25 protein-coding genes and 1 pseudogene are annotated in these 26,516 nt (G+C 73.4%); 21 read left to right on the top strand and 5 right to left on the bottom strand.

Annotation, left to right across the window (positions count from 1 at the left end; genetic code table 11):
- Positions 1 to 456, bottom strand: a pseudogene (locus tag E1166_RS32080) (hypothetical protein); the annotation flags it as partial.
- A 150-nt stretch (positions 457 to 606) separates the two neighbouring features.
- On the opposite strand from E1166_RS32080, the gene E1166_RS16520 reads away from it, so the two are divergent.
- The 8 genes from E1166_RS16520 (at position 607) to E1166_RS16555 (ending at position 10,207) form a co-directional block, all read left to right on the top strand.
- Complete coding sequence (locus tag E1166_RS16520) at positions 607 to 2,646, top strand: TIGR03960 family B12-binding radical SAM protein (RefSeq protein ID WP_132339897.1); 2,040 nt, start codon at positions 607 to 609, stop codon at positions 2,644 to 2,646.
- A gap of 169 nt (positions 2,647 to 2,815) precedes the next feature.
- Entirely contained in the window at positions 2,816 to 3,535 is a 720-nt protein-coding gene (locus E1166_RS16525) for a TIGR03936 family radical SAM-associated protein (protein ID WP_132339899.1), read from the top strand.
- Between the two features lie 132 nt (positions 3,536 to 3,667).
- Positions 3,668 to 6,733, top strand: coding sequence for an Rne/Rng family ribonuclease (locus E1166_RS16530; RefSeq protein WP_132339901.1), 3,066 nt, complete (start codon positions 3,668 to 3,670; stop codon positions 6,731 to 6,733).
- A gap of 117 nt (positions 6,734 to 6,850) precedes the next feature.
- Positions 6,851 to 7,357: a hypothetical protein gene (locus E1166_RS16535; RefSeq protein WP_132339903.1), complete on the top strand. Its 507-nt coding sequence runs from the start codon at positions 6,851 to 6,853 to the stop codon at positions 7,355 to 7,357.
- A 190-nt stretch (positions 7,358 to 7,547) separates the two neighbouring features.
- Entirely contained in the window at positions 7,548 to 7,862 is a 315-nt protein-coding gene (gene rplU, locus E1166_RS16540; RefSeq protein WP_132268606.1) for a 50S ribosomal protein L21, read from the top strand.
- An 11-nt stretch (positions 7,863 to 7,873) separates the two neighbouring features.
- Positions 7,874 to 8,128, top strand: coding sequence for a 50S ribosomal protein L27 (gene rpmA, locus E1166_RS16545; protein ID WP_132268603.1), 255 nt, complete (start codon positions 7,874 to 7,876; stop codon positions 8,126 to 8,128).
- A 91-nt stretch (positions 8,129 to 8,219) separates the two neighbouring features.
- Complete coding sequence (gene obgE / locus E1166_RS16550; protein WP_132339905.1) at positions 8,220 to 9,680, top strand: GTPase ObgE; 1,461 nt, start codon at positions 8,220 to 8,222, stop codon at positions 9,678 to 9,680.
- A gap of 77 nt (positions 9,681 to 9,757) precedes the next feature.
- Positions 9,758 to 10,207, top strand: a complete 450-nt coding sequence (locus E1166_RS16555; RefSeq protein ID WP_132339907.1) for a GNAT family N-acetyltransferase — start codon at positions 9,758 to 9,760, stop codon at positions 10,205 to 10,207.
- Between the two features lie 45 nt (positions 10,208 to 10,252).
- On the opposite strand, the gene E1166_RS16560 is transcribed toward E1166_RS16555, so the two are convergent.
- Together E1166_RS16560 and E1166_RS16565 are read right to left on the bottom strand one after the other, a co-directional pair.
- Positions 10,253 to 10,912 carry a DUF6766 family protein gene (locus E1166_RS16560; RefSeq protein ID WP_132339909.1) on the bottom strand — a complete coding sequence of 220 codons (660 nt, stop codon included), beginning with the start codon at positions 10,910 to 10,912 and terminating at the stop codon, positions 10,253 to 10,255.
- Positions 10,913 to 11,006: 94 nt separating this feature from the next.
- The gene (locus E1166_RS16565; RefSeq protein WP_132268593.1) at positions 11,007 to 11,483 is read right to left on the bottom strand and encodes a DUF4383 domain-containing protein; all 477 of its coding nucleotides are present in this window, start codon (positions 11,481 to 11,483) and stop codon (positions 11,007 to 11,009) included.
- A 188-nt stretch (positions 11,484 to 11,671) separates the two neighbouring features.
- On the opposite strand from E1166_RS16565, the gene E1166_RS16570 reads away from it, so the two are divergent.
- From E1166_RS16570 to E1166_RS16590, 5 genes are all read left to right on the top strand, one after another.
- Positions 11,672 to 12,466, top strand: coding sequence for a hypothetical protein (locus E1166_RS16570; RefSeq protein ID WP_132339911.1), 795 nt, complete (start codon positions 11,672 to 11,674; stop codon positions 12,464 to 12,466).
- Positions 12,467 to 12,496: 30 nt separating this feature from the next.
- Complete coding sequence (locus E1166_RS16575; RefSeq protein ID WP_132339913.1) at positions 12,497 to 12,964, top strand: phage holin family protein; 468 nt, start codon at positions 12,497 to 12,499, stop codon at positions 12,962 to 12,964.
- Positions 12,961 to 13,578, top strand: a complete 618-nt coding sequence (locus tag E1166_RS16580) for a DUF3618 domain-containing protein (RefSeq protein ID WP_132339915.1) — start codon at positions 12,961 to 12,963, stop codon at positions 13,576 to 13,578. The genes E1166_RS16575 and E1166_RS16580 overlap by 4 nt, the downstream gene beginning before the upstream one ends.
- Before the next feature lie 175 nt (positions 13,579 to 13,753).
- Positions 13,754 to 14,392, top strand: coding sequence for an SRPBCC family protein (locus E1166_RS16585; RefSeq protein ID WP_132339917.1), 639 nt, complete (start codon positions 13,754 to 13,756; stop codon positions 14,390 to 14,392).
- Positions 14,389 to 15,564, top strand: coding sequence for a zinc-dependent alcohol dehydrogenase (locus E1166_RS16590; RefSeq protein WP_132339919.1), 1,176 nt, complete (start codon positions 14,389 to 14,391; stop codon positions 15,562 to 15,564). Before E1166_RS16585 ends, E1166_RS16590 begins: the two co-directional genes overlap by 4 nt.
- Positions 15,565 to 15,577: 13 nt before the next feature.
- Here E1166_RS16590 and E1166_RS16595 read toward each other — a convergent pair whose 3' ends face one another.
- Entirely contained in the window at positions 15,578 to 16,825 is a 1,248-nt protein-coding gene (locus E1166_RS16595) for a cytochrome P450 (protein ID WP_132339921.1), read from the bottom strand.
- Positions 16,826 to 17,045: 220 nt separating this feature from the next.
- Here E1166_RS16595 and E1166_RS16600 point away from each other — a divergent pair, with 220 nt between their 5' ends.
- Entirely contained in the window at positions 17,046 to 17,453 is a 408-nt protein-coding gene (locus tag E1166_RS16600; RefSeq protein WP_132339923.1) for a hypothetical protein, read from the top strand.
- Positions 17,454 to 17,461: 8 nt separating this feature from the next.
- Here the strand turns inward: E1166_RS16600 and E1166_RS16605 are convergent, their stop codons facing one another.
- Positions 17,462 to 17,680: a DUF397 domain-containing protein gene (locus E1166_RS16605; RefSeq protein WP_132182299.1), complete on the bottom strand. Its 219-nt coding sequence runs from the start codon at positions 17,678 to 17,680 to the stop codon at positions 17,462 to 17,464.
- Between the two features lie 66 nt (positions 17,681 to 17,746).
- Here E1166_RS16605 and pepN point away from each other — a divergent pair, with 66 nt between their 5' ends.
- The 7 genes from pepN to E1166_RS16640 all read left to right on the top strand — a co-directional run.
- On the top strand, positions 17,747 to 20,263 hold the full coding sequence (pepN, locus tag E1166_RS16610) for an aminopeptidase N (RefSeq protein ID WP_132339925.1): 2,517 nt from the start codon (positions 17,747 to 17,749) through the stop codon (positions 20,261 to 20,263).
- Between the two features lie 69 nt (positions 20,264 to 20,332).
- Entirely contained in the window at positions 20,333 to 20,929 is a 597-nt protein-coding gene (gene nadD, locus E1166_RS16615; RefSeq protein WP_132270523.1) for a nicotinate-nucleotide adenylyltransferase, read from the top strand.
- A 130-nt stretch (positions 20,930 to 21,059) separates the two neighbouring features.
- On the top strand, positions 21,060 to 21,458 hold the full coding sequence (gene rsfS / locus E1166_RS16620) for a ribosome silencing factor (protein WP_132270525.1): 399 nt from the start codon (positions 21,060 to 21,062) through the stop codon (positions 21,456 to 21,458).
- The gene (locus E1166_RS16625) at positions 21,455 to 22,084 is read left to right on the top strand and encodes a histidine phosphatase family protein (protein ID WP_132270528.1); all 630 of its coding nucleotides are present in this window, start codon (positions 21,455 to 21,457) and stop codon (positions 22,082 to 22,084) included. The genes rsfS and E1166_RS16625 overlap by 4 nt, the downstream gene beginning before the upstream one ends.
- A gap of 48 nt (positions 22,085 to 22,132) precedes the next feature.
- Positions 22,133 to 22,993, top strand: a complete 861-nt coding sequence (locus E1166_RS16630; protein WP_132339927.1) for a DegV family protein — start codon at positions 22,133 to 22,135, stop codon at positions 22,991 to 22,993.
- A 163-nt stretch (positions 22,994 to 23,156) separates the two neighbouring features.
- Entirely contained in the window at positions 23,157 to 24,137 is a 981-nt protein-coding gene (locus E1166_RS16635; protein WP_243710382.1) for a helix-hairpin-helix domain-containing protein, read from the top strand.
- A partial coding sequence (locus E1166_RS16640; RefSeq protein ID WP_207914273.1) for a ComEC/Rec2 family competence protein occupies positions 24,134 to 26,516 on the top strand: 2,383 nt, incomplete at its 3' end. The genes E1166_RS16635 and E1166_RS16640, both read left to right, overlap by 4 nt.

The following is a 26,516-nucleotide window of genomic DNA, read 5'->3' on the forward strand; positions in this document are numbered from 1 at the left end:
GGGCAGGTGGTGGTGCTCGTCCAGCTCCCAGGTGCCGGTGTCCACGCCCGCCCACGGGTCCACCGGCGTGCGGTGCTCCGGCGGCTCCGGCGGCGGGACCGGGGTGGGCTCGGCGGACTCGCCCCAGGCAGGTCGCCGCGGCAGCGGAGGTGGGACCGCGGCCGACCCGCTCCAGCGCGGTGCGGGCGGCGGCTCGTGATCCACCCGCGTCCGGTCCGGTGGTGGCCGGACGTCGACGTGGGTGCGGTCCGGGGCGGCGGTGCTCGGCGCGGTGTCGGGCTCGGGCGAGCCGGCCCCGAGGTCGACGCCGGCGTCGTCAGGGACGCCGGCCGGAGCCCCATCCGGGCCGGTGCCGGCCGGATCCCGGTCCCCGGTGCCGGCCGGATCCCGGTCCGGGCCGGTGACCGGCGTGCTTCCCTCGGCCGGCCGGTCCGGACCCGGCTGCGGCTGCGGCATCGCGGCAATCTCCTCTCGCGCCGGTAGCGAGGTTAGTACCGGACCGCCAGTCACCGCGATCCGCGTCACCGCTGTGGGCCGCGAACCACCGGTGGCGAGCGTACCGGTGCCGCGCGGTGCCGGGTCGGCAAGCGCGTACCCTTGGGCATCATGAGTGTCCCGTCCACGACGCCGCGCCCCGCCGCGGCCAATTCCGGCGACGGCCCCGGCTCGGTGGGTCCGTCGCCACGCCGCGACCTGGAGCTGTCGGTCTGGCCCCGGCTGGAGCCGCTGCTGCCCCAGGTGACCAAGCCCATCCAGTACGTCGGTGGCGAGCTGGGTGCGGTGGTCAAGGACTGGGACGCGGCAACCGTGCGCTGGGCGTTGATGTACCCCGACGCGTACGAGGTGGGCCTGCCCAACCAGGGTGTGCAGATCCTCTACGAGGTGCTCAACGAGCTGCCGGACACCCTCGCCGAGCGGACGTACGCGGTCTGGCCGGACCTGGAGAAGCTGATGCGCGCCCACGGCGTGCCGCAGTTCACCGTCGACGCGCACCGCCCGGTGCGTGCCTTCGACGTGTTCGGCGTCTCGTTCTCCACCGAGCTGGGTTACACCAACCTGCTCACCGCGATCGACCTGGCCGGCATCCCGCTGCTCGCGGCCGACCGTACCGACGCCGACCCGGTGATCCTCGCCGGCGGCCACGCCGCGTTCAACCCGGAGCCGATCGCCGACTTCGTCGACGCCGCGGTGCTCGGCGACGGCGAGGAGGCGGTCCTGGAGATCACCGCGATCGTGCGGGAGTGGAAGGCGGAGGGTTCGCCCGGCGGGCGTGACGAGCTGCTGTTGCGGCTGGCCCGCACCGAGAGCGTCTACGTGCCGCGCTTCTACGACGTGGACTACCTGCCCGACGGCCGGATCCAGCGGGTGGTGCCGAACCGCCCGGACGTGCCGTTCCGGGTGCACAAGCGCACGACGATGGACCTGGACGCCTGGCCGTACCCGAAGAAGCCGCTCGTCCCGCTGGCCGAGACGGTGCACGAGCGGTACGCGGTGGAGATCTTCCGGGGTTGCACCCGGGGTTGCCGGTTCTGCCAGGCGGGGATGATCACCCGCCCGGTGCGGGAACGCTCGATCACCACCGTTGGCCAGATGGTGCAGCAGGGGTTGGAGTTCTCCGGCTTCCACGAGGTCGGCCTGCTGTCGCTGTCGTCGGCCGACCACTCGGAGATCGGCGACATGTGCTCCGGCCTGGCCCAGCAGTACGAGGGCACGAACGTGTCGCTGTCGCTGCCGTCGACCCGGGTGGACGCCTTCAACATCGACCTGGCGCAGGAGCTGTCCCGCAACGGCCGGCGTACCGGTCTGACCTTCGCCCCGGAGGGCGGCTCGGAGCGGATCCGCAAGGTCATCAACAAGATGGTGTCGAAGGACGACCTCATCCGCACCGTCGTCACCGCGTACACCAACGGCTGGCGGCAGGTGAAGCTCTACTTCATGTGTGGGCTGCCCACCGAGACCGACGCCGACGTCCTGGAGATCGCGGACATGGCGCACGAGGTCATCCGCGCCGGCCGGGCGGCCACCGGCAGCAGGGACATCCGCTGCACGGTATCCATCGGTGGTTTCGTGCCGAAGCCGCACACCCCGTTCCAGTGGGCCTCGATGGAGCGCCCGGAGGTCATCGACCACCGGCTCAAGCTGCTCAAGCAGGCGATCAACGCGGACCGGTCGCTGGGGCGGGCGATCGGCTTCCGCTACCACGACGGTGAGCCGTCGCTGATCGAGGGCCTGCTGTCCCGGGGTGACCGACGGGTCGGCGCGGTGATCCGCCGGGTGTGGGAGAACGGCGGCCGGTTCGACGGCTGGAGCGAGCACTTCTCGTACCAGCGCTGGGTGGAGGCCGCCGCCGAGGTGCTGCCGGCCTTCGGGGTCGACCTGGACTGGTACACCACCCGGGAGCGTGACGAGCTGGAGGTCCTGCCCTGGGACCATCTGGACTCCGGCCTGGACAAGGACTGGCTCTGGCAGGACTGGCAGGACGCCCTCGGCGAGTACGAGCAGGACGACTGCCGCTGGACGCCGTGCTTCGACTGCGGCGTGTGTCCGGCCATGGACACCGAGATCCAGATCGGCCCGACGGGGAAGAAGCTGCTCCCGCTCACTCCGGTCAACGGCCTGAAGTTCCCCGCCGCCGCCTCCCAGTAGGGTCCGCGCGCCCCACTCTGCCCGGTGATCATGAGGTTATCGTCTCCGGCACGGCGTGTCGCCGCCGGTAACTTCATGATCAACTGGTTCTGACCGAACGAGGAGCACGACGATCAGCAGGAAACCACAGCCGGAGGGCGGGCAGGCGCCGGTCGTCCAGCGCGTCCGGATCCGGTACGCCAAGCGTGGCCCGCTCCGCTTCACCTCGCACCGGGACTTCGCCCGGGCCTTCGAGCGGGCGTTGCGCCGGGCCGGCGTACCGATCGCCTTCTCGCAGGGCTTCACCCCGCACCCCAAGATTTCCTACGCCAGCGCCGCCCCGACCGGCGTGGCCAGCGAGGCCGAATACCTGGAGATCGGCCTGCGGGAGCCGGTCGACCCGGCGCGGCTGCGCGGCGCGCTGGACGCCGCGCTCTCGCCCGGCCTGGACGTGCTCGACGCGGTGGTGGCCCAGGGGGGCAGCCTGGCCGACCGGATCGAGGCCTCGCACTGGCGCATCGAGATGCCCCAGGTCGAGCCGGCCGCGCTGGACCGGGCGGTGGCCGCGTTCACCGCCGCCGACGAGGTGCTCGTCGAGCGGATGACCAAGCAGGGCCGGCGGACCTTCGACGCCCGTGCGGCCGTGATGCGCATCGATGTCGCTCCGCCCGTGGCGACGCCTTCCGAGGCTCCGGACGTACCGTGTGCGATACTTGAACTGGTCGTACGGCAGGTCATCCCGTCCGTACGGCCCGATGACGTCCTTTCCGGCCTCCGCGTGGTGGCCGACCTGGAGCCGCCGGTCTCGCCCAGGGTGACCCGGCTGGCGCAGGGCACGCTGACCGCGCAGGGCGCGATCGTGGATCCGTTGGACGCGGATCGCGACGGGGCATCCATCGGAGAGCGCTGACCGACGGTCAACGCTCTGGGCAGGCAGACTTCGGCGGTCGCGCACCTCGCGCGTCCGGCGGAAACACTTTTGCGGCAACCCTGCGTGGCAGCGCTCACCCGCGCCCGGGGCAGCCAGAACTGGAGAACGTCCATGCTCGAGAACGAGCCCGAGGGCGGCGAACGGACCGGCACGCAGCCGGCCGGCGACACCGCCGAGAGCACCAACGCCGCCACCTTGGAGACCGCGCCGAAGCGCCGCCGCGCCACCCGGCGCAAGGTGGCGCCGCTGAACCAGCCGGAGCAGGTCGGGGCCCCCGCCGAGGCGTCGCCCAGCGCCCCGTCCGGCACCGACGAGTCGCACCAGGCCGAGGTGTTCGCCCCGGTCGCCGGGGAACTGGACACCGCCGCCAAGACCACCCGCCGTCGGCGTAAGGCGGCACCCGCCAAGGCCACGGGCGAGCCGGTCGCGGCCCAGGAGGACCCCGCCGAGGCCGCACCCCCGGCGAAGGTGACCCGCACCCGACGACGCAAGGCCGCCGAACCGGTCGTCGAAGCCCTCGCCGAGCCCGCCCCGCCGGCCGAGTACGGGGCGGTCGCTGCCGAGGAGGCGCCGCCCGTGGAGGCGGCGGCGCCGACCGAGCCCACCGCTGTCGACGAGGAGAGCCTCGACGAGGCTGCTGGGCAACTCGCCGACGACGAGACCGCCGACGAGGAGAGGGTGGCGCCCGAGGTCGCCGCCGAGGCGGAGGCCACCGAACCGGCCGCCACCGACTCCGGTGCCGCCGTGCCGGCCGTCGCCGCGTCCGGTGCCGAGAGCCGGGCGGGCGAGATCCCGCCGGGAGTCGCGGTGACCGGTGGTGAGCAGCCGGAGCCGACCGGGCCGGAACCGCGTACCCGCCGCCGACGGGCCGCGGTCTCCGCGCCCACCGTCCTGTTCATGGCCCCGCAGCCGGAGGAACTGCCGGTCTTCCGCGTGGTCGAGCCCGGCCCGGCCGCCGAGGTCGCCGAGGAGGAACCGGTCGAGACCGGACGCCGGCGTCGTCGGGGCCGCCGGGAGATCGAGGTCGCCGACGTCGTCGAGATCGTCGAGGAGGAGCCCACCGCCGAGGCCGAGGAGGCCGAAGAGGAGGAGGACGACGACGAGACCGCCGCCGGCCGTCGCCGCCGCCGCCGGGGCCGCCGGGGCCGCGGTCGCGGCAAGGGTGGCGCCGAGGACACCGACGAGGAGGAGACCGAGGAGGCCGCCCGGGCCGAGGACGAGGCGGGCGAGGCCGACGAGGAGGGCGAGGGCGACGGCGACGGCGACGGGATGACCCGCCGTCGGCGGCGCCGTCGCCGTCGGGGCGCCGGGGACGTCGAGACGGACGCCGACGACGGCGTGCCGACCGTCGTCAAGATCCGTGAGCCGCGCAAGGCCGTCGACGAGGTGCAGGGCGTCTCCGGCTCGACCCGGTTGGAGGCCAAGCGTCAGCGCCGCCGGGACGGCCGTGAGCAGCGGCGCACCCGCCCGCCGATCCTGAGCGAGTCGGAGTTCCTGGCCCGCCGGGAGGCGGTCGACCGGGTGATGGTGGTCCGCCAGCGCGGCGACCGCACCCAGATCGCCGTCCTCGAGGACGGCGTGCTGGTCGAGCACTACGTCACCCGCAACTCCTCCGGAACCATGGCCGGTAACGTGTACCTGGGCAAGGTGCAGAACGTCCTGCCCAGCATGGAGGCGGCCTTCGTCGACATCGGGCGCGGTCGCAACGCCGTGCTGTACGCCGGTGAGGTGAACTGGGACACCACCGGCCTGGAGGGCCGGGCCCGCTCCATCGAGCAGGCGCTGCGCTCCGGCGACTCGGTGCTGGTCCAGGTCACCAAGGATCCGATCGGGCACAAGGGTGCTCGGCTGACCAGCCATATCGCGCTCTCCGGTCGGCATCTGGTCTACGTGCCCAACGGCAACGCCTCCGGGATCAGCCGCAAGCTGCCCGACACCGAGCGCAAGCGGCTGCGGGACGTGCTGAAGAAGCTGGTGCCCGACGGCGCCGGGGTGATCGTCCGGACGGCCGCCGAGGGCGCCAGCGAGGACGAGCTGGCCCGCGACGTCAAGCGGCTCCAGGCGCAGTGGGAGGACATCCAGGCCAAGGCCGCCGAGGGTGGTGCCCCGGTGCTGCTCTACGAGGAGCCGGACCTGGTCATCCGGGTGGTCCGGGACCTGTTCAACGAGGACTTCCGCGAGCTGGTCATCGAGGGCGCGCAGTCGTACGATGTGGTCGAGTCGTACCTGTCGCACGTCTCGCCGGACCTGGTCGCCCGGCTGCGCCGGCACGTCGGCACCGCCGACGTCTTCGCCGAGTACCGGATCGACGAGCAGATCATCAAGGGGCTGGACCGCAAGGTCTTCCTTCCCTCCGGCGGCTCGCTGGTGATCGACCGCACCGAGGCGATGACCGTCATCGACGTCAACACCGGCAAGTACACCGGCTCCGGGGGCAACCTGGAGGAGACGGTCACCCGCAACAACCTGGAGGCGGCCGAGGAGATCGTGCGCCAACTCCGGTTGCGCGACATCGGCGGCATCGTGGTGATCGACTTCATCGACATGGTGCTGGAGTCGAACCGCGAGCTGGTGCTACGCCGGCTCACCGAATGCCTCGGCCGGGACCGGACCAAGCACCAGGTCACCGAGATCACGTCGCTGGGCCTGGTGCAGATGACCCGCAAGCGGATCGGCGCGGGCCTGCTGGAGGCGTTCAGTGAGACCTGTGAGTGCTGCAAGGGTCGCGGCCTGATCATGCACACCGAGCCGGTGCCGGAGAAGCCGCGTTCGGGCGGCGCGGGGGAGAAGGTCCGGGCGGTCGCCTCGTCGACGGCTCCCGCCTCGGCGCCGGCTCCCACCTCGGCGGAGCCGGCCGCCGGGTCGTCCCGGCGACGCTCCCGCAAGGGTGCGGCGGCCGAGCGGACGGTGGTGGAGACGACGGAGGCCGCCGAGGTCACCGCCCCGGACACCGACGCCGACTACCACGACACCATGGGCTACGACCTGTCCCGCTACGAGGCGGACACCCCGGCGGCGCCGGCGATCGCCGACGCCCAGGAGGGCGAGTCCGCGCGGCTGGCCGGCGCGGACGACCCGGACGCGCTGGGCGACGGGGACACCGACATCGAGGGTGAGGGCGGCGTTGGTCGACGTCGGTCCCGGCGGGCCGGCGCCCGTCGGCGTACCCGTCCGTGACCGGCTGACGCCGACGTTCCCCCCAGGGCCCCTGCTCCGGCGCACCGCCGGACGGGGGCTCTGTCGCGTCCCCCCGGACCGGTCTTACGATCGGTCCCCCCGGACAGGAGAAGACGTATGCGCCGCCTGCTCACCGCCACCGTGGTGACCACCGCCCTGCTGACCGGCTCCGGCTGCTCCGGTGACCGGGCCGACGGCATCCCTCCCGACCGGTCCGCCAGCACGGGCGCGGCCGGTTCGGCAGCCCCGGCGACACTGCTGCCCTCCGCCCCGGTCAGCGTCGCGCCGGCCGGCGGCAACGGTCCCCAGGTCTGCGCGGAGGCCGAGGCGGCCGCCGCGACGGCGGTACGCACGTACGTGGAGGAACTGGGCAGGATGATCGCGGCGGTCGGCGCCAACGACACCGCCGGGGCGCAGACCGCCCGAAAGCAGGCGGAGTCGGCGCTGACCGGCTGGCGTACGGCGTTGCGGCAGCAGTCCGCAAGGGCCACCGATCCACAGCTGAAGACCCTGCTCACCGAGCTGGCCACCGAGGTGGGCACGCTCGGCACCGATGTCGAGTCGATCGACGAGACCGAGCTGGACCGCCTCCAGCAGCGCCTCGACCAGCTCTGCGGGCGTTGACCGGGCGGGGCCGGTTTGGGTCTCGGCCGGTCCATGGCGTACTCTTTCCTGCGGCGCACTTTGGTGTGCCGAGTTCCCGCGTGCCCGCGCCGCCGGTGTCACTGCTACCCGGCGAGTCGCCGTGGGAACGACCGACCGGTAACGGTGGGAAAAGACGCTAGCAGCCTCAACGACAGGGAGTCCGCCTCCGATGTACGCGATCGTCAAGACCGGCGGCAAGCAGTACAAGGTCGCCGAGGGCGACGTGATCGAGGTCGAGAAGCTCGCCGGTGCCCCCGGCGACGCGGTGAAGCTCACTGCGGTGCTCCTCGTCGACGGTGACGACCTGGTGACCGACGCGGCGAAGCTTGCCGAGGTCTCGGTGTCCGGCGAGATCGCCGCGCACACCAAGGGCCCTAAGATCCGGATCCACAAGTTCAAGAACAAGACCGGCTACCACAAGCGCCAGGGTCACCGCCAGCCGCTGACCCAGGTCAAGGTGACCGGCATCTCCAGCGGGAAGTAGGTCGTCCTCCAATGGCTCACAAAAAGGGTGCGTCCAGCTCGCGTAACGGCCGTGACTCCGCGGCCCAGCGGCTCGGCGTGAAGCGCTTCGGTGGTCAGGTCGTCAGCGCGGGTGAGATCATCATCCGGCAGCGTGGCACCAAGTTCCACCCCGGTGACATGGTCGGCCGGGGCGGCGACGACACGCTCTTCGCGCTGGCCGCCGGCTCGGTCCAGTTCGGCACCAAGCGCGGTCGCAAGACCGTCAGCATCGTGCCGCAGCAGTAGTTGGAAGGCGTTGCGGGCCGCGGACCTTGGGTCCCGGCCCGCTTCGCCTTTTTCGCGTGCGGGGACGGACCTCGCTGGAAGGATTGGCGTCGTGACGACGTTCGTTGACCGGGTCGTCCTGCACCTGCAGGCCGGCGACGGCGGGCACGGCTGTGTCTCGATCCACCGGGAGAAGTTCAAGCCCTTCGGCGGGCCGGACGGCGGCGACGGCGGGCACGGCGGCTCCGTGTCGCTGGTGGTCGACCCGCAGGTGACCACCCTGCTGGACTTCCATTTCCGCCCCCACCTGAAGGCCGAGAACGGCAAGGGTGGCGCCGGCTCGAACCGGGACGGCGCCAACGGCCGTGACCTGCTGGTCAAGGTGCCCAACGGGACCGTGGTGCAGACCCTGGACGGCACGGTCCTGGCCGACTTGGTCGGGGCGGGCACCACCTTCGAGGCGGCCCGTGGCGGACGTGGCGGCCGGGGCAACGCCTCGCTGGCCAACGCCCGGCGCAAGGCGCCCGGGTTCGCCGAGCTCGGCGAACCCGGTGACCGGCTGGACGTGGTGCTGGAACTCAAGAGCGTCGCCGACGTCGGCCTGGTCGGGTTCCCGTCGGCCGGCAAGTCGTCGCTGATCTCGGTGATCTCCGCGGCCAAGCCGAAGATCGCCGACTACCCGTTCACCACGCTGGTGCCCAACCTGGGCGTGGTCCGGGTGGACAACCACACCTTCACCGTCGCCGACGTGCCGGGCCTGATCCCCGGCGCGGCCACCGGCAAGGGGCTCGGCCTGGAGTTCCTCCGCCACGTCGAGCGGTGCGCCGTACTCGTGCACGTGGTCGACACCGCGACGCTGGAGCCCGGCCGTGACCCGCTGGCCGACATCGACACCATCGAAGCCGAACTGACCGAGTACGGCGGGCTCACCGACCGGCCACGCCTGGTCGCCCTGAACAAGATCGACGTGCCGGACGGGCGTGACCTCGCCGAGATCGTCCGGCCCGACCTGGAGGCACGTGGCTTCCGGGTCTTCGAGGTCTCCACGGCCACCCGCGAGGGCCTCAAGGAACTCACCTTCGCCATGGCCGAACTGGTGGAGCAGTCCCGGGCCGCCGCGCCGCCGGCCGAGCCGACCCGGATCGTGATCCGGCCGAAGGCGGTCGACGACGCCGGCTTCACCATCGAGCAGGAGCCCGACGGCTCGTACACGGTGCGCGGCGTACGGCCCGAGCGGTGGGTGCGGCAGACGAACTTCGACAACGACGAGGCCGTGGGTTTCCTCGCCGACCGGCTGGCCCGGCTCGGGGTCGAGGAGAAACTGGCCAAGGCCGGGGCCAACCCGGGCGACCTGGTCCGCATCGGCGACCGCGAGTTCGACTGGCAGCCGACGCTCTACGCCGGAGTCGACTTCGTGCCGGGCAGCCGGGGCACCGACATCCGGCTGGAGGACAAGTCGACCCGTCCGGCGGCCGCCGAGCGGCTGGCCGCCCGCAAGGCACGCCGGCAGCGGCCCGCCGACGAGGTGGAGGCCGCGCCGCCGGAGCCGGTGGACGACGAGGACTGGGAGTAGGGGCTGGTCTGGTGCCGGACGTGTTGGGGTCGTTCACCGGAAACCTTCGCGAAACGGCCCCGGCATAGCGTGGGCGCATGCTGATCGAGTCCCGTCCCGCCACCGACCCCGAGATCGACGCCCTGGTCACCGCCCAGCAGCGGGAGCTGCGGGAGGCCGACGGAGGTCTGGACGGCCAGGTCATCGTGACCCACGACGACATCCGTTACCTGGCGGTGGTCGTCGACGGCCGAGCGGTGGCCTGCGGTGGTGTCCAGGCCCTCGACGCGACCACCGGCGAGCTGAAGCGGATGTACGTCCGGCCGGCGTACCGGGGGCGGGGCATCGCGCGGCAGTTGCTGACCGCGTTGGAGGAGCTGGCGTTCCAGCAGGGGCACTCGGTGCTCTGTCTGGAGACCGGGGTCTACCTGCCGGCGGCGATCCGTCTCTACACGTCCGGCGGGTACGAGCCGATCCCGGTGTACGGCGAGTACGTGCACAACCCGTACAGCGTCTGTTTCGCCAAGCATCTGCCGGTCGCGGCCTGAGCCCCGGGCCGTGCCTCCGGCCGGCGAGGAGAGCGGGACGGGTGCTCAGGCCCCGGTCTCGGCGTGCGCGGCGGTCACCGGCTTGGACTCCGGGGAGGCGTGCTGGCGCAGGAAGATGCTCAGCAGGATCAGCACCCCGACGGCGAGGAACTCGCTCTGCCAGTTCTGCATGGACTGGAACCAGAACTCGCTGGTGCCGAGGAAGTCCCAGGCGCTGATCGGCGGGGCACCGGCGGACAGCGCCTGCTGCTGGTTGTATTCGGCGGTGCCGCCGAGGAGGTGGCCGACGAACGAGCCGAGGAAGATCAGCAGCAGGGCGAGGGAGAGGCTGTTGCGGTAGACCGCCAGCGGAAGGCCACCGAGGCGTACCGGCCAGGGGGAGTCCGGTCCGGCCCGGCGCTCGTCGTCGGCCGGCCGGTCGGTCTGGCCCTCCGGTTTGGACTCGGCCGAGCCCCGTTGGGTCAGGTACGCGGTGAGTAACACGTAGCCGCCCATCTGGAGGAACTCCGACTCCCAGTTCTCGAAGACGGACTCGGCGAAGTGCCCGCTGCCCAGGTACGCCAGCCAGCCGATCGGCCGGGCTCCGTACTCGGCCAACTCCTCGTTGTGGGTGTGCCAGCCGAAGATGCTCTGCAGCACCAGGAAGACGACGAACGCGCCGAGCATCACCGCGCTCAGGGCGTTGTCCCGGATCCACCGTGGCATCATGACCTCCTCGTCAGCCCCGTCGTCAGTCTTCCGGTGCCCCGACGACAGAACGATCAAACCCGGACACGCCGGGCGCTTCGGGTGCGGCGGATCAGGGGCGGTCGAACGGGGTGTCCAACTCGCCGCCGGTGCCCGCCGCGTTGAACAGCAGCAGCCCGAGGGCGAGCATGCCGAAGCCGAGCGCCAGGTGCAGCCAGTTGTCGGCGGCGTTGACCGGGATGAGGTTCGCTGCGCTCTCCCGGTCGATGGCCAAGCCGTAGATCCACAGCCCGAGGTAGGCGGCACCGCCCCCGACGAGGAAGAGCCGGGCGCCGCCGACGCTGCGTACCAGTACCAGCCCGACCAGGCCGAACATCAGGTGCAGCAGGTTGTGCAGGACCGACACCTGGAACAGGCCGAGCAGTCTCGCGCCGGAGTGGTGGCCGGCGAAGGTCATCTCCCCGTAGCCGGTGGTGACGCCGGGGACGAAGCCGAGCACGCCGACCAGGACGAAGACGCCCGCCACCGCGGCGGCGACCGTCCTGATCCGGGCACCGGCCCGCGCCGGTCGGCGTACGTTGTGCGCCATCGCTCGTCACCCCCGTGAACCGCCGGACACTGCTCACATTCTGTGACCGGTCCGCCGCGAGGGGCAGAGAAATGGCGAATCAGGTATGGACCCGACGGCCGGGGGTACCGCAGAGGTCATGCCGACGTGACGGTCGGCGATCCCCCAGTACGCGACCGCGACGAGAACGTCCGAGCGGAAGGGAAACCATGACCTACGATCTCTCCACCACGACGTACGGGCACCAGCACAGCGACAACGGCGGTGGTGTCCGGCACCAGGCCCGCCAGGTCGGCGGCGAAGCCGCCAACGCCGGCGGCAACGTCGTCCAGACCGCACGCGATCAGGGCCAGGAGGTCGTCGGCGAGGCGAAGCGCCAGGCCCGCGACCTCTATGGCGAGGCCCGCCAGCAGCTCACCACCCAGGCCGGCGACCAGCAGCGCCGGGCCGCCGGTGGGCTGCGCTCGCTGGCCGAGGAGATGCGCGCCATGGCGCAGAACAGCAGCCAGGCCGGCCCGGTGACCGAGTTGGCCCATCAGGCCGCCGAACGGGTGCACGGCGTGGCCGGCTGGCTGGAGGCCCGCGAGCCGGGCGACCTGCTCCACGAGGTGAAGAGCTACGCCCGCCGCAACCCGGGCACCTTCCTGGTCGGCGCGGCCCTGCTCGGCGTGGTCGCCGGCCGCCTCGCCAAGGGTCTGACCGCCGAGTCGGGCGGCCCCACTGGACCCACCGGCGGCCCCGGGTACGGCTCGGCCGACGGCTACGACCCGGACCGCACCGCGGTCATCCCGACGCCGGCGCCGGACGCGGTTCCGCCGGGCGGGTACCTCGACCCGACCCCGGGCACCTACGCCGAGCCCGACCCGGGCTACTCGGCCCACCCGGACCACGGCACCACGACCAGCCACGCCGACCCGGCCGGCGGCACCCGGCAGCCGCTGCCGCCGGTGAGCCAGACCGACCCGCTGCCGGGCGTGCCCGCCAGCGGCACCACCCGTCCGTGACCGATCCGACATCCGAACGGAGGCGGCGACATGAGCACGTCGACGCAGCAGAGGGCCGGACTGGACTCCGGTCACCGCCCCGCGGGTGCCCCGCACACCGCGGACGAGGTCAGGGGCAGCTCCATCGGTGAGCTGATGCGGTCGGTCACCGCCGACCTGTCCACCCTGGTACGCCAGGAAGTCGAGCTGGCCAAGGCCGAGCTGCGCCAGGAGGGCCGAAGGGCGGGCCGGGCCGCCGGGTTCTACGGCGGTGCCGGCTTCGGCGGCTACATGGTGGCGCTGTTTCTCTCCATCGCACTCTGGGCCGGGCTGTCCAACGTGATGGACGCCGGTTGGGCCGGCCTGATCGTCGCCCTCATCTGGGCGGCCATCGCCGCGGCCCTCTACTCGCTGGGCAAGCGGAACGCCGAGCGGATCCGTGGCCTGAAGCAGACCAACGACAGCGTGCGACAGATCCCCGACGCACTCAAGCCCCAGCCGGAGGGAGTCATCCGATGAGCACCGACCCCGCCCAGATCCGCCGGGAGATCGAGGCCACCCGCAGCAGCCTCAGCGCGGACGTGGACGCCCTGGCGTACAAGGTCAGTCCGGGCCGCATCATCGACGACCGTAAGCAGCGGGTGCGCAGCGCCCTGCACAACGCGAAGGACAAGGTGATGGGAAGCGCTTCCGACCTCGGCCACAGCACCAGCCACGCCGTCCACTCGATGGGGGACCACGCCTCCTCCGCGGCCACCACCGTCACCGACGCCGCCCACCGGGCACCGCAGGTGATCCGGCAGCGGTCCGAGGGCAATCCGCTGGCCGCCGGCGTGATCGCGTTCGGCGTGGGCATGCTGGTCTCCTCGCTCATCCCGGCGAGCCGGCGCGAACAGGAGCTGGCCACCCAGGTCAGGGAGAAGGCCGCCGAGCACGGTGGCGTGGTGACCCAGAAGCTCGGCGCGGTCGCCGCCGAGCTCGGCGACGAGTTGCGCGAGCCGGCGCGGCACGCCACCGAGGCGGTGCGCGCCACCGCGCAGGACGCCGTACGGACCGTCCAGGAGGACGGCAGGTCGGCCGCCCACGACGTGAAGGACCAGGCGCGGCAGTCGTACGAGCAGGTGCGGCACTGAGCGTTCGATGACCGCGCGGCTCGTGGCCACCTCCGGCGGACGCCGGAGGTGGCCACGAGCCGCGCGGGCCCCTCGGCTGCCGGGGCGGGTGCGGGCGACCGTTTCGAGGCGTGCTGCCGGGGTAGCGCTGCGGATACCGGTGTCCATCCGGACACCCCGGGGCGGAGGAGACGTGATGACCAGCAACGCGACAAGGTGGGCGCTGCTCGGTGCCACCACGGCGACCGCGCTCGGCGTCGGTGCGACGGTCGCCCGGCGTCGGCGTCGCCACCAGCCGGACCGGCGTGACGGCTGGTACGTGGTGCGGCGCGGGATCACCGTGGACCGGCCGATGGACGCCCTGGTCGGCTTCTGGACCGATCGGGAACGGCTGGACCGGGCCCTGGCTGGCTGGGCCACCCTCGAACAGCTCGACGACAACCGGTGGCGCTGTGTGGCGAGGGACCGGGCCGGCCGCACCGGGTGGCGTGCCGAGATCACCGTGACCGGGCCGCGCCGGCTGAGCTGGCGGGTCGAGGCGGGCCCGGTCCCGCAGCAGGGGCGGGTGGACCTGGTGCCCGCGCCCCGGGACCGGGGCACCGAGATCCGCGTCGAGCTGCGCTACCGGTTCGGCGGCCCGGTGCGTCGGGCGCTCGGCCTGGTGCGGGGTGCGGAACCCGACCAGGGGTTGCGGGACGCGCTGCGGCGGATCAAGTCGCTGATCGAGTGCGGGCAGGTGATCGACACCCGGCGGGATCCGTCCGGCCGGGACCAGCGGCAGGAGGCGGCGACCGACAGGCTGCGGGAGAGGCTGACGACGGGAGGACGGGCGTGAGGGCGCTCTGCTGGGAAGGGGTCGGCAAGCTGGCGGTGCGGGACGTGCCCGAGCCGCGAATCCGGGCCGAGGGGGACATCATCGTCAAGGTGCGGGCCAGCAGCGTCTGCGGCTCGGACCTGCACCTGATCAACGGCTACCTGCCGGCGATGCGAGAGGGGGACATCCTCGGCCACGAGTTCACGGGCGAGGTGGTGGAGACCGGGCCCGGTGTGCAGCGGCTGCGGGTCGGCGACCGGGTGGTGGTCGGCTCGGTGGTGGCCTGTGGTGGTTGCTGGTACTGCCGCACCGAACAGTTCTCGCTCTGCGACAACTCCAACGCCCAGCCGGTCCTCACCGAGAAGCTCTGGGGCCACGCGCCGGCTGGCATCCTCGGCTACTCGCACGCCGCCGGCGGCTACTCCGGCAGCCACGCCGAGTACATCCGGGTGCCGTTCGGCGACGTCGGAGCCTTCCCGGTCCCCGACGGGGTGCCCGACGACGCGGTGGTCTTCGCCTCCGACGCCCTGCCGACCGGCTGGATGGCCGCCGACTTCTGCGGGCTCAAGGGTGGGGAGGTCGTCGCCGTGTGGGGCGCTGGCGGGGTGGGGCAGATGGCCGCCCGGTCGGCGCAGATCCTCGGTGCCGAACGGGTCATCGTCATCGACCGGCTGCCGCAGCGGCTCGCCACCGCCGCCGCCCGGCTGGGCGTGGAGACGATCAACTACGCCGACACCGACGTGCTGGAGGCGCTGCGGGAGATGACCGCCGGTCGGGGCCCGGACGCCTGCATCGAGGCGGTCGGGATGGAGGCGCACGACGTCGGGCCGGGCTACGCGTACGACCGGGTGAAGCAGAGCGCCCGGCTGACCCTCGACCGCCCCACCTCCGTCCGCCAGGCGATCATGGCCTGTCGCAAGGGCGGCACGGTCAGCATCGTCGGTGTCTACGCCGGGCTGGTCGACAAGTTCCCGCTCGGCGCGGCGATGAACAAGGCGCTGGTGCTGCGGATGGGACAGATGCACGCCCAGCGCTACATCCCGATGCTGCTGGACCGGCTCGCGGCCGGGGAGATCGACCCCGGCTACCTGGCGACCCACCCGCTGGCGCTGGAGGACGGCGTGCGCGGGTACGAGCTGTTCGAGAAGAAGCGGGACGGCTGCCTGCGCAGCGTCCTGCACCCGGTGCGCTGAGCGCCGGGCCGGGTCAGCCGGCGCGGCGAACGTCGTCCAGGACGACCCCGCTGGGCGGCCGCGCCGGCACCCGGGCCAGGTCCACGGCCAGGTCCTGCGGTGGCATCCGGTACCGCATCGCGGTGGTCAGCAGGCCCACCGCCTGCTTCATCAACTCGATGGTGACCCACTCGCCGGCGCAGCGGTGCCCGGCCAGGTGGTCACCGCCGCCCTGCGGCACGAAGCCGTACGGGTCGTCCCGCCAGCCGGCGAAGCGTTCCGGGCGGAACCGCTCGGGCTCGGGCCACAGGTGCGGGTGGTGGTTGGTGCCGTACAGGTCGAGCAGCACCCGACGGCCGGCCGGGAAGTGGTGGCCCTGCCAGTCGAAGGCGTGCCGGACCCGGGCGGCGGCCATCGGGAAGAACGGGTAGTACCGGCGGACCTCCTGCACGAACCACTCGGTGGCCTCGTCGCTGCTGCGGACCCGGTCGACCCAGGCCGGATGGTCGTGCAGGGCCAGCGCGGCGAAGGCCACGTACCGGTCGACGGCCACGGTCGGACGCAGCACGTTGATCAGCTCCACCGCGGCGATCCGGCGGGGCAGCAGCCGCCCCCGCGGATCCCGGTGCAGGGCGATGGTCCGCAACGCGCTGCCCTCCGGCGCGGCCAGGGTGCCCGCCCGGGTCCGCTCCACCAGGTCGCCGATCCAGTGCTCGGCGCGGCGCCGACTGAGCAGCCCGCGCAGGTACCGGGGGCCGACCGACACCGCGCCGGTGATCATGTCGTGCATCTGGCCGGTCCGCCGCGCCACCTCGCGCTCGGCGAGCGGCACCCCGGCCCAGGCGCAGACCGCCCGCATGAGCACGCAGGCGACCTCGTCGTACAGGACCACCGGGCCGGCGGCCTCCCAGGCCGGGATCCGGGCCCGCCATTCGTCGGCGAAGAGCTGCCCGAGCCGGCCGATCGCAGCCGGCGTCATGAGCGACAGGAACATCCCCTTGCGGTCGCGATGCGCCTGCCCGTCCAGTCCCTGCACGCCACCGCGTCCGGTCAGCGTCCGCTGTGCCCGCTTCGGCGCCGCCCCGGCCCGCTGGAAGCGCTCGGTGTCGTAGAAGAGCATCGCGGCCGGCCGGCCGCGCAGGCAGATGGTCGGCTCCAGCATCAGCCGGGTGGTGAAGATGTCGCTGCCGAGGCGCTCGCACCGGGTGCTGATGAACCGGTACCCCTCGCGGAGGAAGGCCAGGGTGCTCTCCGGGCTGCGGTCGGCGGGCGTGGCGGCCATCGGGGCTCTCCTGACGCGGTCATAGGCGGCCGGTGACCGGCCGGTTCTACCCCCGTCCCGGGCAATCATTCCTCCGCCGACCCGCCCGTGTCCGTCCCGTGCGGCGGCTGTGGGCCGCACCGGCGCGGTCCGCTGGCCCCTCCCCGAACGCCGGAAACCTGGTTGGCTCGTCAGCGGACCGGCGCGAGCGCCGGTTGCCTGATCACCACGGGGAGGACGCATGCGAGAGAACACGCCGCCGTACTGGCGTCAGCGCACGGTGACCGAGGCGATGCGCCGGGCTGCGGCGACCGGCCCCGGCCGGGCCGATCCGCCGCTGGTCGCGCCGTCTCGGCGCGCTCGCCGGCCCGCGCGACACTTCACCGTCCACCTGGGTTTCGCCGCCGACGGGCCGGAGCAGGCCCGCGAGCTGGCCGTGGCGTACGCCGAGGCGTTGAGCCTGCTCCGCCCGGAGCTGGTGCTGGCCGCGACGGCCCTCTCCCCGGCGGACGCCTGGCACCGGGCGGAGCGGATCTTCTGCGACGCGGTCGGTCCCGACGGGGAACGCTGCGCCGACGTGACCGGCCATCCCGGTTTCCACCACGCCCCCGGCCCGGGCGGCCTGGGCTGGGGCGAGGGGGACGGGTGACGGGCCGCTCAGTCCAGGTCGAACTCGCCGTCGCGGGCGCCCGCCACGAAGGCGTCCCACTCGGCCTGGGTGAAGACCAGCACCGGGCCGTCCGGCTCGGCGGAGTTGCGCATGCCGATCAGATCGTCGACGAAGGCGACCTCGACCGCGCTGTCAGAGGTGTCGCCCTCGGCCCGCTGCCAGACCGCTCGGGACAGGTCGAAATCGCCCTTGGGGTGCTGACCCATTGTTGGTCCTCCATCGCCATGCGTATCGCAAGAGCCGTCCGGCTCTCCGTCGGGCAGGATAAGCGGATGCCGAGCCTTACCCGTGCAGAGGCGACCGCGCGTCGCGCACTGATCACCGTCGGGTCCTACGAAGTGGACCTGGACCTGACCGGCGGCGGCGACCACTTCCGCTCCACCGCCACCATCCGGTTCCGGGCCACACCCGGGGCGGCGACCTTCGTCGAGGTCAAGCCGGCGGCCCTCCGCGGCGTACGCCTCAACGACCGTGACCTCGACCCCGGTGCGCTGGCGGAGAACCGGTTGCCGCTGACCGGGCTGGCCGCGGAGAACACGCTCACCGTCAGCGCGGAGATGGCGTACTCGAACACCGGCGAGGGGATGCACCGCTTCGTCGACCCGGCCGACGGCGAGACCTACCTCTACGCGATGTCCTTCCTGGACGATGTGCAGCGGATCTTCGCCGCCTTCGACCAGCCGGACCTGAAGGCACCGGTGACCCTGTCGGTCACCGCCCCGCCACAGTGGACGGCCGCGGCCAACGGGCAGCTCGCCGCCAACCCGTGGCCCGGGCGCTGGGAGTTCGCCCCGACCCCACCGCTGGCCACCTACCTCGTGTCACTGATCGCCGGCCCGTGGCACGTCCGGCGCGACGCGCACGACGGCATCCCGCTGGCGGTCTACTGTCGACGTTCGCTCGCCACCCACCTGGACGCCGACCTCGACGAGGTGCTCACCGTCACCAAGCAGTGCCTCGACCGGTTCCACCAGCTCTTCGCCGAGCGTTACCCGTTCGCGAAGTACGACCAGGCGTTCGTGCCCGAGTTCAACGCGGGCGCGATGGAGAACCCTGGCCTGGTCACCCTGCGCGACGACTACATCTTCCGCTCGGCGGTCACCGACACCCAGCGGGAGCTGCGGGCCACCACCATCGCCCACGAGATGGCGCACATGTGGTTCGGTGACCTGGTCACCATGCGCTGGTGGGACGACCTGTGGCTCAACGAGTCCTTCGCGGAGTACCTCGGCACCCGGGTCACCGCCGAGGCGACCCGTTTCCACCGGGCCTGGACGACCTTCGCGATCCGCCGCAAGGCGTGGGGTTACACCGCAGACCAGCGGCCGTCGACCCATCCGGTCGCTCCGGAGCAGGTCGCCGACGCCGCCGAGGGCCTGCTCAACTTCGACGGCATCTCCTACGCCAAGGGCGCCAGCGTGCTCCGCCAGCTCGTCGCGGGGCTCGGCGACGAGGCCTTCCTCGCCGGCCTCAACGCCCACTTCGCCGCGCACCTCTTCGGCAACGCCACCCTGGCCGACCTGCTCGCCGCCCTCGGCGCCGCTAGCGGCCGGGACCTCAGCGGCTGGGCGGAGCGGTGGCTGCGCCGGGCCCAGGTGAACACGCTGCGGATGGAGGCGGCGGTGGACGCCGACGGCCGCTGGAGCAGCGTCGCCGTGACGCAGACCGCTCCCGCGTCGCACCCGGTGCTCCGCCCGCACCACATCGGCGTCGGGTGGTACGCCGCCGACGGCGCGGTGTCCCGGGTCGAGCTGGATCTCGACCCGGACACCGACCGGGGCCGTACCGAGGTCAGCGCGCTGATCGGCCAGCCGGCCACCGGCTTGCTGCTGCCCAACGACGGTGACCTGACCTTCGCCAAGATCCGCCTCGATCCGGCCTCGGCGGACGCGGTGCCGATCATGCTGCCCGGGCTGGCCGACCCGTTGGCCCGAGCCCTGTTGTGGGGCGAGGCGCTGGACGCCGCCCGCGACGGGGAACGGCCGGTCCCGGCGCTGGTGTCGCTGATCGTGGCGGCGCTGCCCGCCGAGACCGAGGTGATCATCGCGGAGGAGGTACTCGGGCTCAGCCGCGGCCTGATCGACCGCTACCTCGACCCGCTCGCCCGTGACGCCGCCCTGCTGCGGGTCGCCGGGGCGTGCGCCGGCCTGCTCGCCAGGGCACCCGCTGGCGGTTCCACCCAGCTCGCCGCCGCGCGGGGGCTGATCGCCGCCACCACCGACACCGGACTGCTCACCGGCTGGCTGGCCGGGGCGGGCGTACCGGAAGGGCTGGCCGTCGACGCCGAGTTGCGCTGGGCGCTGCTGCTGCGCCTGGTGGTGCTGGGCGGTGCCGGCGAGGCCGAGATCGCTGCCGAGGCGGCCGCCGACCGCAGTGCCGTCGGGGCCGAGTGGGCCGCCCGCTGCCGCGCCGCACTGCCGGACGCCGACGCCAAGCGCGTGGCGTGGGGGATCATCACCCGCGCCACGGAACTGTCCAACCGCCTCGTCGAGGCCACGGCGGAGGGCTTCTGGCAGCCCGAGCAGGCCGAGCTGACCGCCGGGTACGTCGAGCGGTACTTCGCCGACATGCCGGCCACCGCGCGGCTGCGTACGCCGTGGGTGGCGGATCGGATCACCACCCTGGCGTTCCCCCGCTACGCCGTGGCCCAGTCCACCCGGGAGTTGGCCGGGGCGCTGCTGGCCCGCGACGACCTCACGCCCGGCCTGCGCCGGTGGGTGACCGACCTGGATGACGACCTGCGCCGCGCGTTGGTGGCCCGCACGGCGGTCGCCGCCGCCTCGGCCTGACCCGCCCGGCAACCGTGACCGTGGCGGACCGTTGGCCGGCGGCGGGAACGGGCGGCCTACGATCATGGGATGGAGGAGCGCAGCCGGCGGGTCGGGATCATGGGCGGCACCTTCGATCCCATTCACCACGGACACCTGGTGGCGGCCAGCGAGGTGGCGGACCGGTTCGGCCTGGACGAGGTGGTGTTCGTCCCCACCGGCCAGCCCTGGCAGAAGGCGGACCAGCCGGTCACTCCGGCGGAGGACCGCTACCTCATGACCGTGATCGCCACCGCCTCCAATCCGCGCTTCCAGGTCAGCCGGGTCGACATCGACCGGGGTGGTCCCACCTACACCGTTGACACCCTGCGTGACCTGCACGCCCATTACGGCCCGAAGGTGCAGCTGTACTTCATCACCGGCGCGGACGCGCTGGGCCGCATCCTGTCCTGGAAGGATCTGGACGAGGTCCTCGAACTGGCCCATTTCATCGGGGTGACCCGGCCCGGATTCGCGCTCTCCGACAAGCACCTGCCGGCCGACTCGGTGAGCCTGGTGCAGGTACCGGCGATGGCGATCTCCTCCACCGACTGCCGCGCCCGGGTGGCCCGGGGCGAGCCCGTCTGGTACCTGGTGCCGGACGGTGTGGTGCAGTACATCGCCAAACGCCGGCTCTATCAGCAGTGATCGCGCCTCGTTTCGGATGCTTGGTCCGGTTTTGGGGTACTTCGTCCCTGTAGTCGGGCGAAACTGACGAGTCGTTACTCCGCCGGGTGTGAGACGCTGGGAGGGTCGCACGGATGATCGAAGGAGAACGGTGACAGTTTCCGAACGCGCTCACGAGCTGGCGATGGCCGCCGCGCAGGCCGCGGCTGACAAGAAGGCCCAGGACATCGTCATCATCGACGTGGGCGACCAGCTCGCCATCACCGACGCGTTCCTGCTCGCCTCCGCTCCCAACGAGCGGCAGGTGCTGGCCATCGTCGACGCCATCGAGGAGCGCCTGCTGGAGCTGCCCGAGAAGGCCAAGCCGGTGCGCCGCGAGGGCGAGCGGGGCGGCCGCTGGGTGCTGCTCGACTACGTCGACATCGTCGTCCACGTGCAGCACACCGAGGAGCGCGAGTTCTACGCCCTCGACCGGCTCTGGAAGGACTGCCCGCAGCTCCCGTTCGTCGACCGGGATCTGGTCGAGGCCGACGCCTCCGCCGCCGAATGACCCGTCTGATCGTCTGGCGGCACGGCAACACCGACTGGAACGTCGCCAGTCGGGTGCAGGGGCAGACCGACGTCCCCCTCAACGACCGGGGCCGCGACCAGGCCCGGGCCGCCGCGCCGCTGCTGGCCGAACTGCGGCCCGACGTGATCGTCAGCTCGGACCTCAGCCGGGCCGCGGAGACCGCCGCCGCTCTCGCCGAGGTCACCGGCCTCCCGGTACGCACCGACGTCCGGCTGCGCGAGCGGCACTTCGGCCAGTGGCAGGGGCTGCTGCTCACCGAGGTCGCCGAGCGGTTCCCCACCGAGTACGCCCGCTGGCGGGCCGGCGACCCCGACCCCGGTGCCGGTGTCGAAGCCCTTGACGACCTCGGCAGGCGACTCGGCGCGGCGTTCCAGGACGCCGCCGACCTCGCCGCCGGCGGCACAGTCGTGGTCACCACGCACGGCGGCGCCGCCCGGCAGGGCGTCGGTCAGCTGCTCGGCTGGCCTCACCCTGTCCTGCGTGCCGTCGGCTCGTTGGGCAACTGCCACTGGACGGAGCTGCGCCATGGCGACGCCCGGGGCTGGCACCTGCGTGCCCACAATGTCGGCCTGATCACCCGGCCGGCGCTCGCCGAGCCGGTTTGAGCCGTCCGGCCCGGGCGGTCGACCCCCGCATGGGCTAGCGTGCCGGGCATGCCCGTCGCGGTCGTCACCGACTCCACCGCCTACTTCCCGCCCGAGCTGGTGTCGGCGCACCGGCTGACGGTGGTGCCGTTGACCGTCGTGCTCAACGGCGCCGAAGGGTTGGAGGGGGTGGAAACCCGCCCGTCCGACGCCACCCGCGCGTTCGGCGAGCGGCGGGTCTCCGTCAGCACCTCCCGCCCAGCACCGGAACAGTTCGCCCGGACGTATCGGGAACTGCTGGCCGCGGGCGCGGACGGTGTGGTGTCGGTGCACCTGTCGGCAGAGCTGTCCGGCACCGTCGAAGCCGCCCAACTGGCCGCCGGCGCGGCGGGCGAGCGCGTCGCGGTGGTGGACAGCCGCGGGACCGGGATGGGCCTCGGTTTCCCGGTGCTTGCCGCCGCCACCGCCGCCCGGGCCGGCGCCGACCTGGCCACCGTCCGGGACGCGGCGGTGGCCGCCGTCGCCCGCACCACCACCTTCTTCTACGTCGACACGCTGGAGTTCCTGCGCCGGGGCGGCCGGATCAACGCGGCCGAGGCCCTGCTCGGCACCGCCCTGTCGGTCAAGCCGATCATGTACATGGCGGACGGCGCGATCGTGCTCCGGGACAAGGTGCGCACCGCCAGCCGTGGCCTCGCCCGCCTGGTCGACCTCGCCGTCGAGGCGGCCGGCGACGCCGACGTCGACCTGGGCGTCCACCACCTCGCCGCGCCGCAACGCGCCGAACAGCTCGTCGCGGCGCTCACCGACCGCTTCGGCGGGCGGCTGCACGAGACGTACGTCTCGGAGGCCGGCGCCGTGGTCGCCGCCCACGCCGGCCCCGGTCTGGCCAGCGTGGTGGTCCACCGCCGCCCCGATCCGGCGGGCTGAGGCACCGCCGCGGCCGGTAGGGGACGCCCGGCCACGGTCGGGGGAGAGGCGACCTGTACCAGATCCGGTCATGATCAGATGGCTTGTCCACAGGGGCCGCTGCTGTCCACAGGGCAGCTTTCCCGGCCGGTGCCGACGACCCTCCGCCGGATAGCTTCCCGGCGTGGCGGACGACGAGGAGACGAGGATACGGCGACGGCTGCTCCGGCTGGTCGGGGCCGCCGGCCCGGAACACCGGCCGCCGGTGCCCCGGCTGCCGGACGAACTGCCGCCGGCGGCGGTGCCGGTGTCCCCGACGCCCTGGCCGGGTCAGGTTCGGAGCACCCAGGTCGCCGGCACCCAGGCCACTCCGGCCATCCGGTCGGCCCCGCCGCGGCCCTCAGCGATCCCTGCCGCCCCGTGGCCCGCCGCCCGGGCCGGCGACTCCCCACCCGCTCGGTCCGACGGCGGCGCTGACGACTCCCCGCCCACTCCGCCGGTCAACGGTGAGCCGGCGCCGCCGGTCTCCCGACTTCCCGGGCCGGGCGCGTTCGATCCGGGGCGTCGGGGCGTACGAGCGCTGGCCGTCGTCGCCGTGCTGGTGGTGCTCGGTGCCGGCTTCTGGGCCTGGCGGTCCCGGCCGCAGGCCGAGCCGGTCCGTCCGTCGGCCACGGCCCTGCCCGAAACGTCGACCCTGGCCGGAGCGTCCGCCGCACCGGAGACGGTCGCCGGTCCCGCCGGTGAGCTGGTCGTCGCGGTCGCCGGCAAGGTTCGCCGTCCGGGCCTGGTCCGGGTGCCGGCCGGCGCGCGGGTGGCCGACGCGGTGCAGGCCGCCGGCGGTGCCCTGCCCGGTGTGGACGTCGCCCTGCTCAACCCCGCCCGCAAGGTCTCCGACGGAGAGCTGATTGTGATCGGCGTACCGGCACCCCCTGGCGTTGCCGCGCCCGCCGCCCCAGCGGCTCCCGGCGTCGGTGAACGGCTCAACCTGAACACCGCCACGCTGGCCCAGCTCGACGCGCTGCCCGGAGTCGGCCCGGTGCTCGCCCAGCGCATCCTGACCCACCGCGACCAGCACGGCGGCTTCCGGTCGGTGGGTGACCTGCGCCGGGTCGACGGAATCGGCGACGCCCGGTACGAACAGCTCAAGGACCTGGTGACGGTGTGAACGGGCGCATCACGGCGGCCGACCGGGGCGACGCCGACCCCCCGGATCCCCCGGACCTGCGGCTGGCCGGGCTGGCGGCGGCGACCTGGCTCGCCGCGCTGGCCGGCTTGCACCTCACCACGGCGACGACCACCGTGCTCGCCGCCACTGCCGCCGGTCTCGCCGCTGCCGCCGCGGCGCACCTGCTCGGCCGGCTCGGCCGGCCGACCGGGCTGCTCCGGCAACACGGCTGGATCGCCGTAGCGGTGCTGCTCGGCGTCGTCTGCGGGGCCGGCGTCACCGCCGCCCGGCTCTCCGTCCGGGACGCCGCGCCCCTGCGCGCGTTGGTCGACGAGCGCGTTCGGGTCACCGCCGAGCTGGTCGTCCGCGACGACCCCCGCCCGGTCCGTGCCGCCCCGGGGCGCCCGTCGACCCTGCTGGTCCCGGCCGAGCTGGTCCACCTCACCGGACCCGAGGGCCAGCAGGTCGCCGCCCCGGTACGGGTGCTGCTGTTGGCGACCGACCCTGGCTGGCGGGGCCGGCTGCCGGGGCAGCGGCTCACCGCCGAAGGGCGGCTGACCGCGCCACGTGGCGGGGACCTCACCGCCGCCGTGCTCATCGTGGCCGGCCCGCCCGTGCCGCACGGGCGGCCACCGTGGCTGCAGCGTGCCGCCGGTGCGCTCCGCGCCGGCCTGCAACGGGCCTGCGCCCCGCTCCCCGACGAGCCGGGCGGTCTGCTGCCCGGCCTGGTGGTCGGGGACACCAGCGCGCTGCCGGCCGCGGTGGAGGAGGACTTCCGAGCCACCGGAATGACCCACCTCAACGCGGTCTCCGGGTCCAACGTGGCGATCGTGGTCGGCGCGGTCCTGCTGCTCGTCCGCTGGGCTCGGGCCGGTCCCCGGGTGGGCGCTGTGCTCTGCGGGCTGGCCCTGGTCGGGTTCGTCGTGCTGGTGCGCCCGTCGCCGAGTGTGGTCCGGGCGGCCACCATGGGTGCGATCGGGCTGGCTGCGCTCGCCGCCGGTCGTCCCCGCGCCGCGCTGCCCGCACTGGGCGCCGCGGTGACCGTGCTGGTGCTGATCGACCCCGAGTTGGCCGGGGATGCCGGCTTCGCGCTCTCCGTTCTGGCCACGGCGGGGTTGCTGCTGCTCGCCCCCAACTGGCGGGACGCGCTGCGGCGGCGGGGCGTGCCAGCCGGGCTGGCCGAGGCGTTGGCCGTGCCGGCAGCGGCGCAACTCGCCTGCGGGCCGGTGGTGGCCGGTATCTCCGGCACGGTCAGCCTGGTGGCGGTGCCGGCCAACCTGCTGGCGGTGCCGGCCATCGCGCCGGCCACCGTGCTCGGGGTGCTGGCCGCCGCGGTCTCGCCGTGGTGGCCGGCCGCAGCCGAGTTCGTGGCCTGGCTGGCGAGCTGGCCCGCCTGGTGGTTGGTGACGGTGGCCCGGGTGGGTGCCCGGTTGCCGGCCGGTAACCTGCCCTGGCCCGGTGGGGTGGCGGGAGCGCTGCTGCTGGCCGGGCTGACCGTGGCGCTGCTGTTGGCCGCCCGGCGTCCCGTGGTCCGGCGGCTGGTGGCGGTCTGCGCCGTCGCGGCGGTGCTGGGTGCCCTGCCGGTGCGCATCCTGGCCGCCGGTTGGCCACCGGCCGGCTGGGTGCTGGTCGGCTGCGCGGTAGGTCAGGGGGACGCGCTGGTGCTGCCGGTGGCGGCCGGGCGAGCCGTGGTGGTCGACGCCGGCCCGGAGCCGTCGGCGGTGGACGGTTGCCTGCGCCGGTTGGCCGTGCGGGAGGTGTCGTTGCTGGTGGTGAGCCACTTCCACGTCGACCACGTGGGCGGGGTGGCCGGGGTACTGCGGAGCCGCCGGCTGGGCGGGGTGGTGACGCCCGCGCTCGCCGAACCGGCGGCCGGACGCGAAATGGTGGCCGCCGCGACGGCCGGAATCGTGGTGCCGAGGGCCGCGTCGGCCGGTTGGTCGTACCGGGCGGGTGCGGTGGAGTTGACGGTTCTCGGCCCGCCGTACCCGATGCGCGGCACCCGATCTGACCCGAACAACAACTCCCTGGTGCTGCGGGCCACCGTCGGCGGGGTGCGCATCCTGCTCACCGGAGACGCCGAGACCGAGGAGCAGCGGGCCATGGTGGAGCGTCTTCCGCCCGACGCGCTACGGGCCGAGGTGCTGAAGGTCGCGCACCACGGCAGTGCCTACCAGGATCCGGTTTTCCTGGACGCGGTAAGGCCGGCCGTCGCCGTGGTGCCGGTGGGCGCGCGCAACGACTACGGCCACCCCAACCCCTCCATCCTGGGGCGACTGACGCGGGGCGGGGCCCGGGTGCTGCGTACGGACACCGACGGCGACGTCGCGGTGGTGACCGGCCGGCACGGCCTGGCAGTGGTCCCCCGAGGCCCACCCC

Origin of the sequence: Micromonospora sp. KC213, assembly GCF_004348325.1 — a bacterium.
In the GTDB taxonomy this organism is placed as follows: Bacteria; Actinomycetota; Actinomycetes; order Mycobacteriales; family Micromonosporaceae; genus Micromonospora.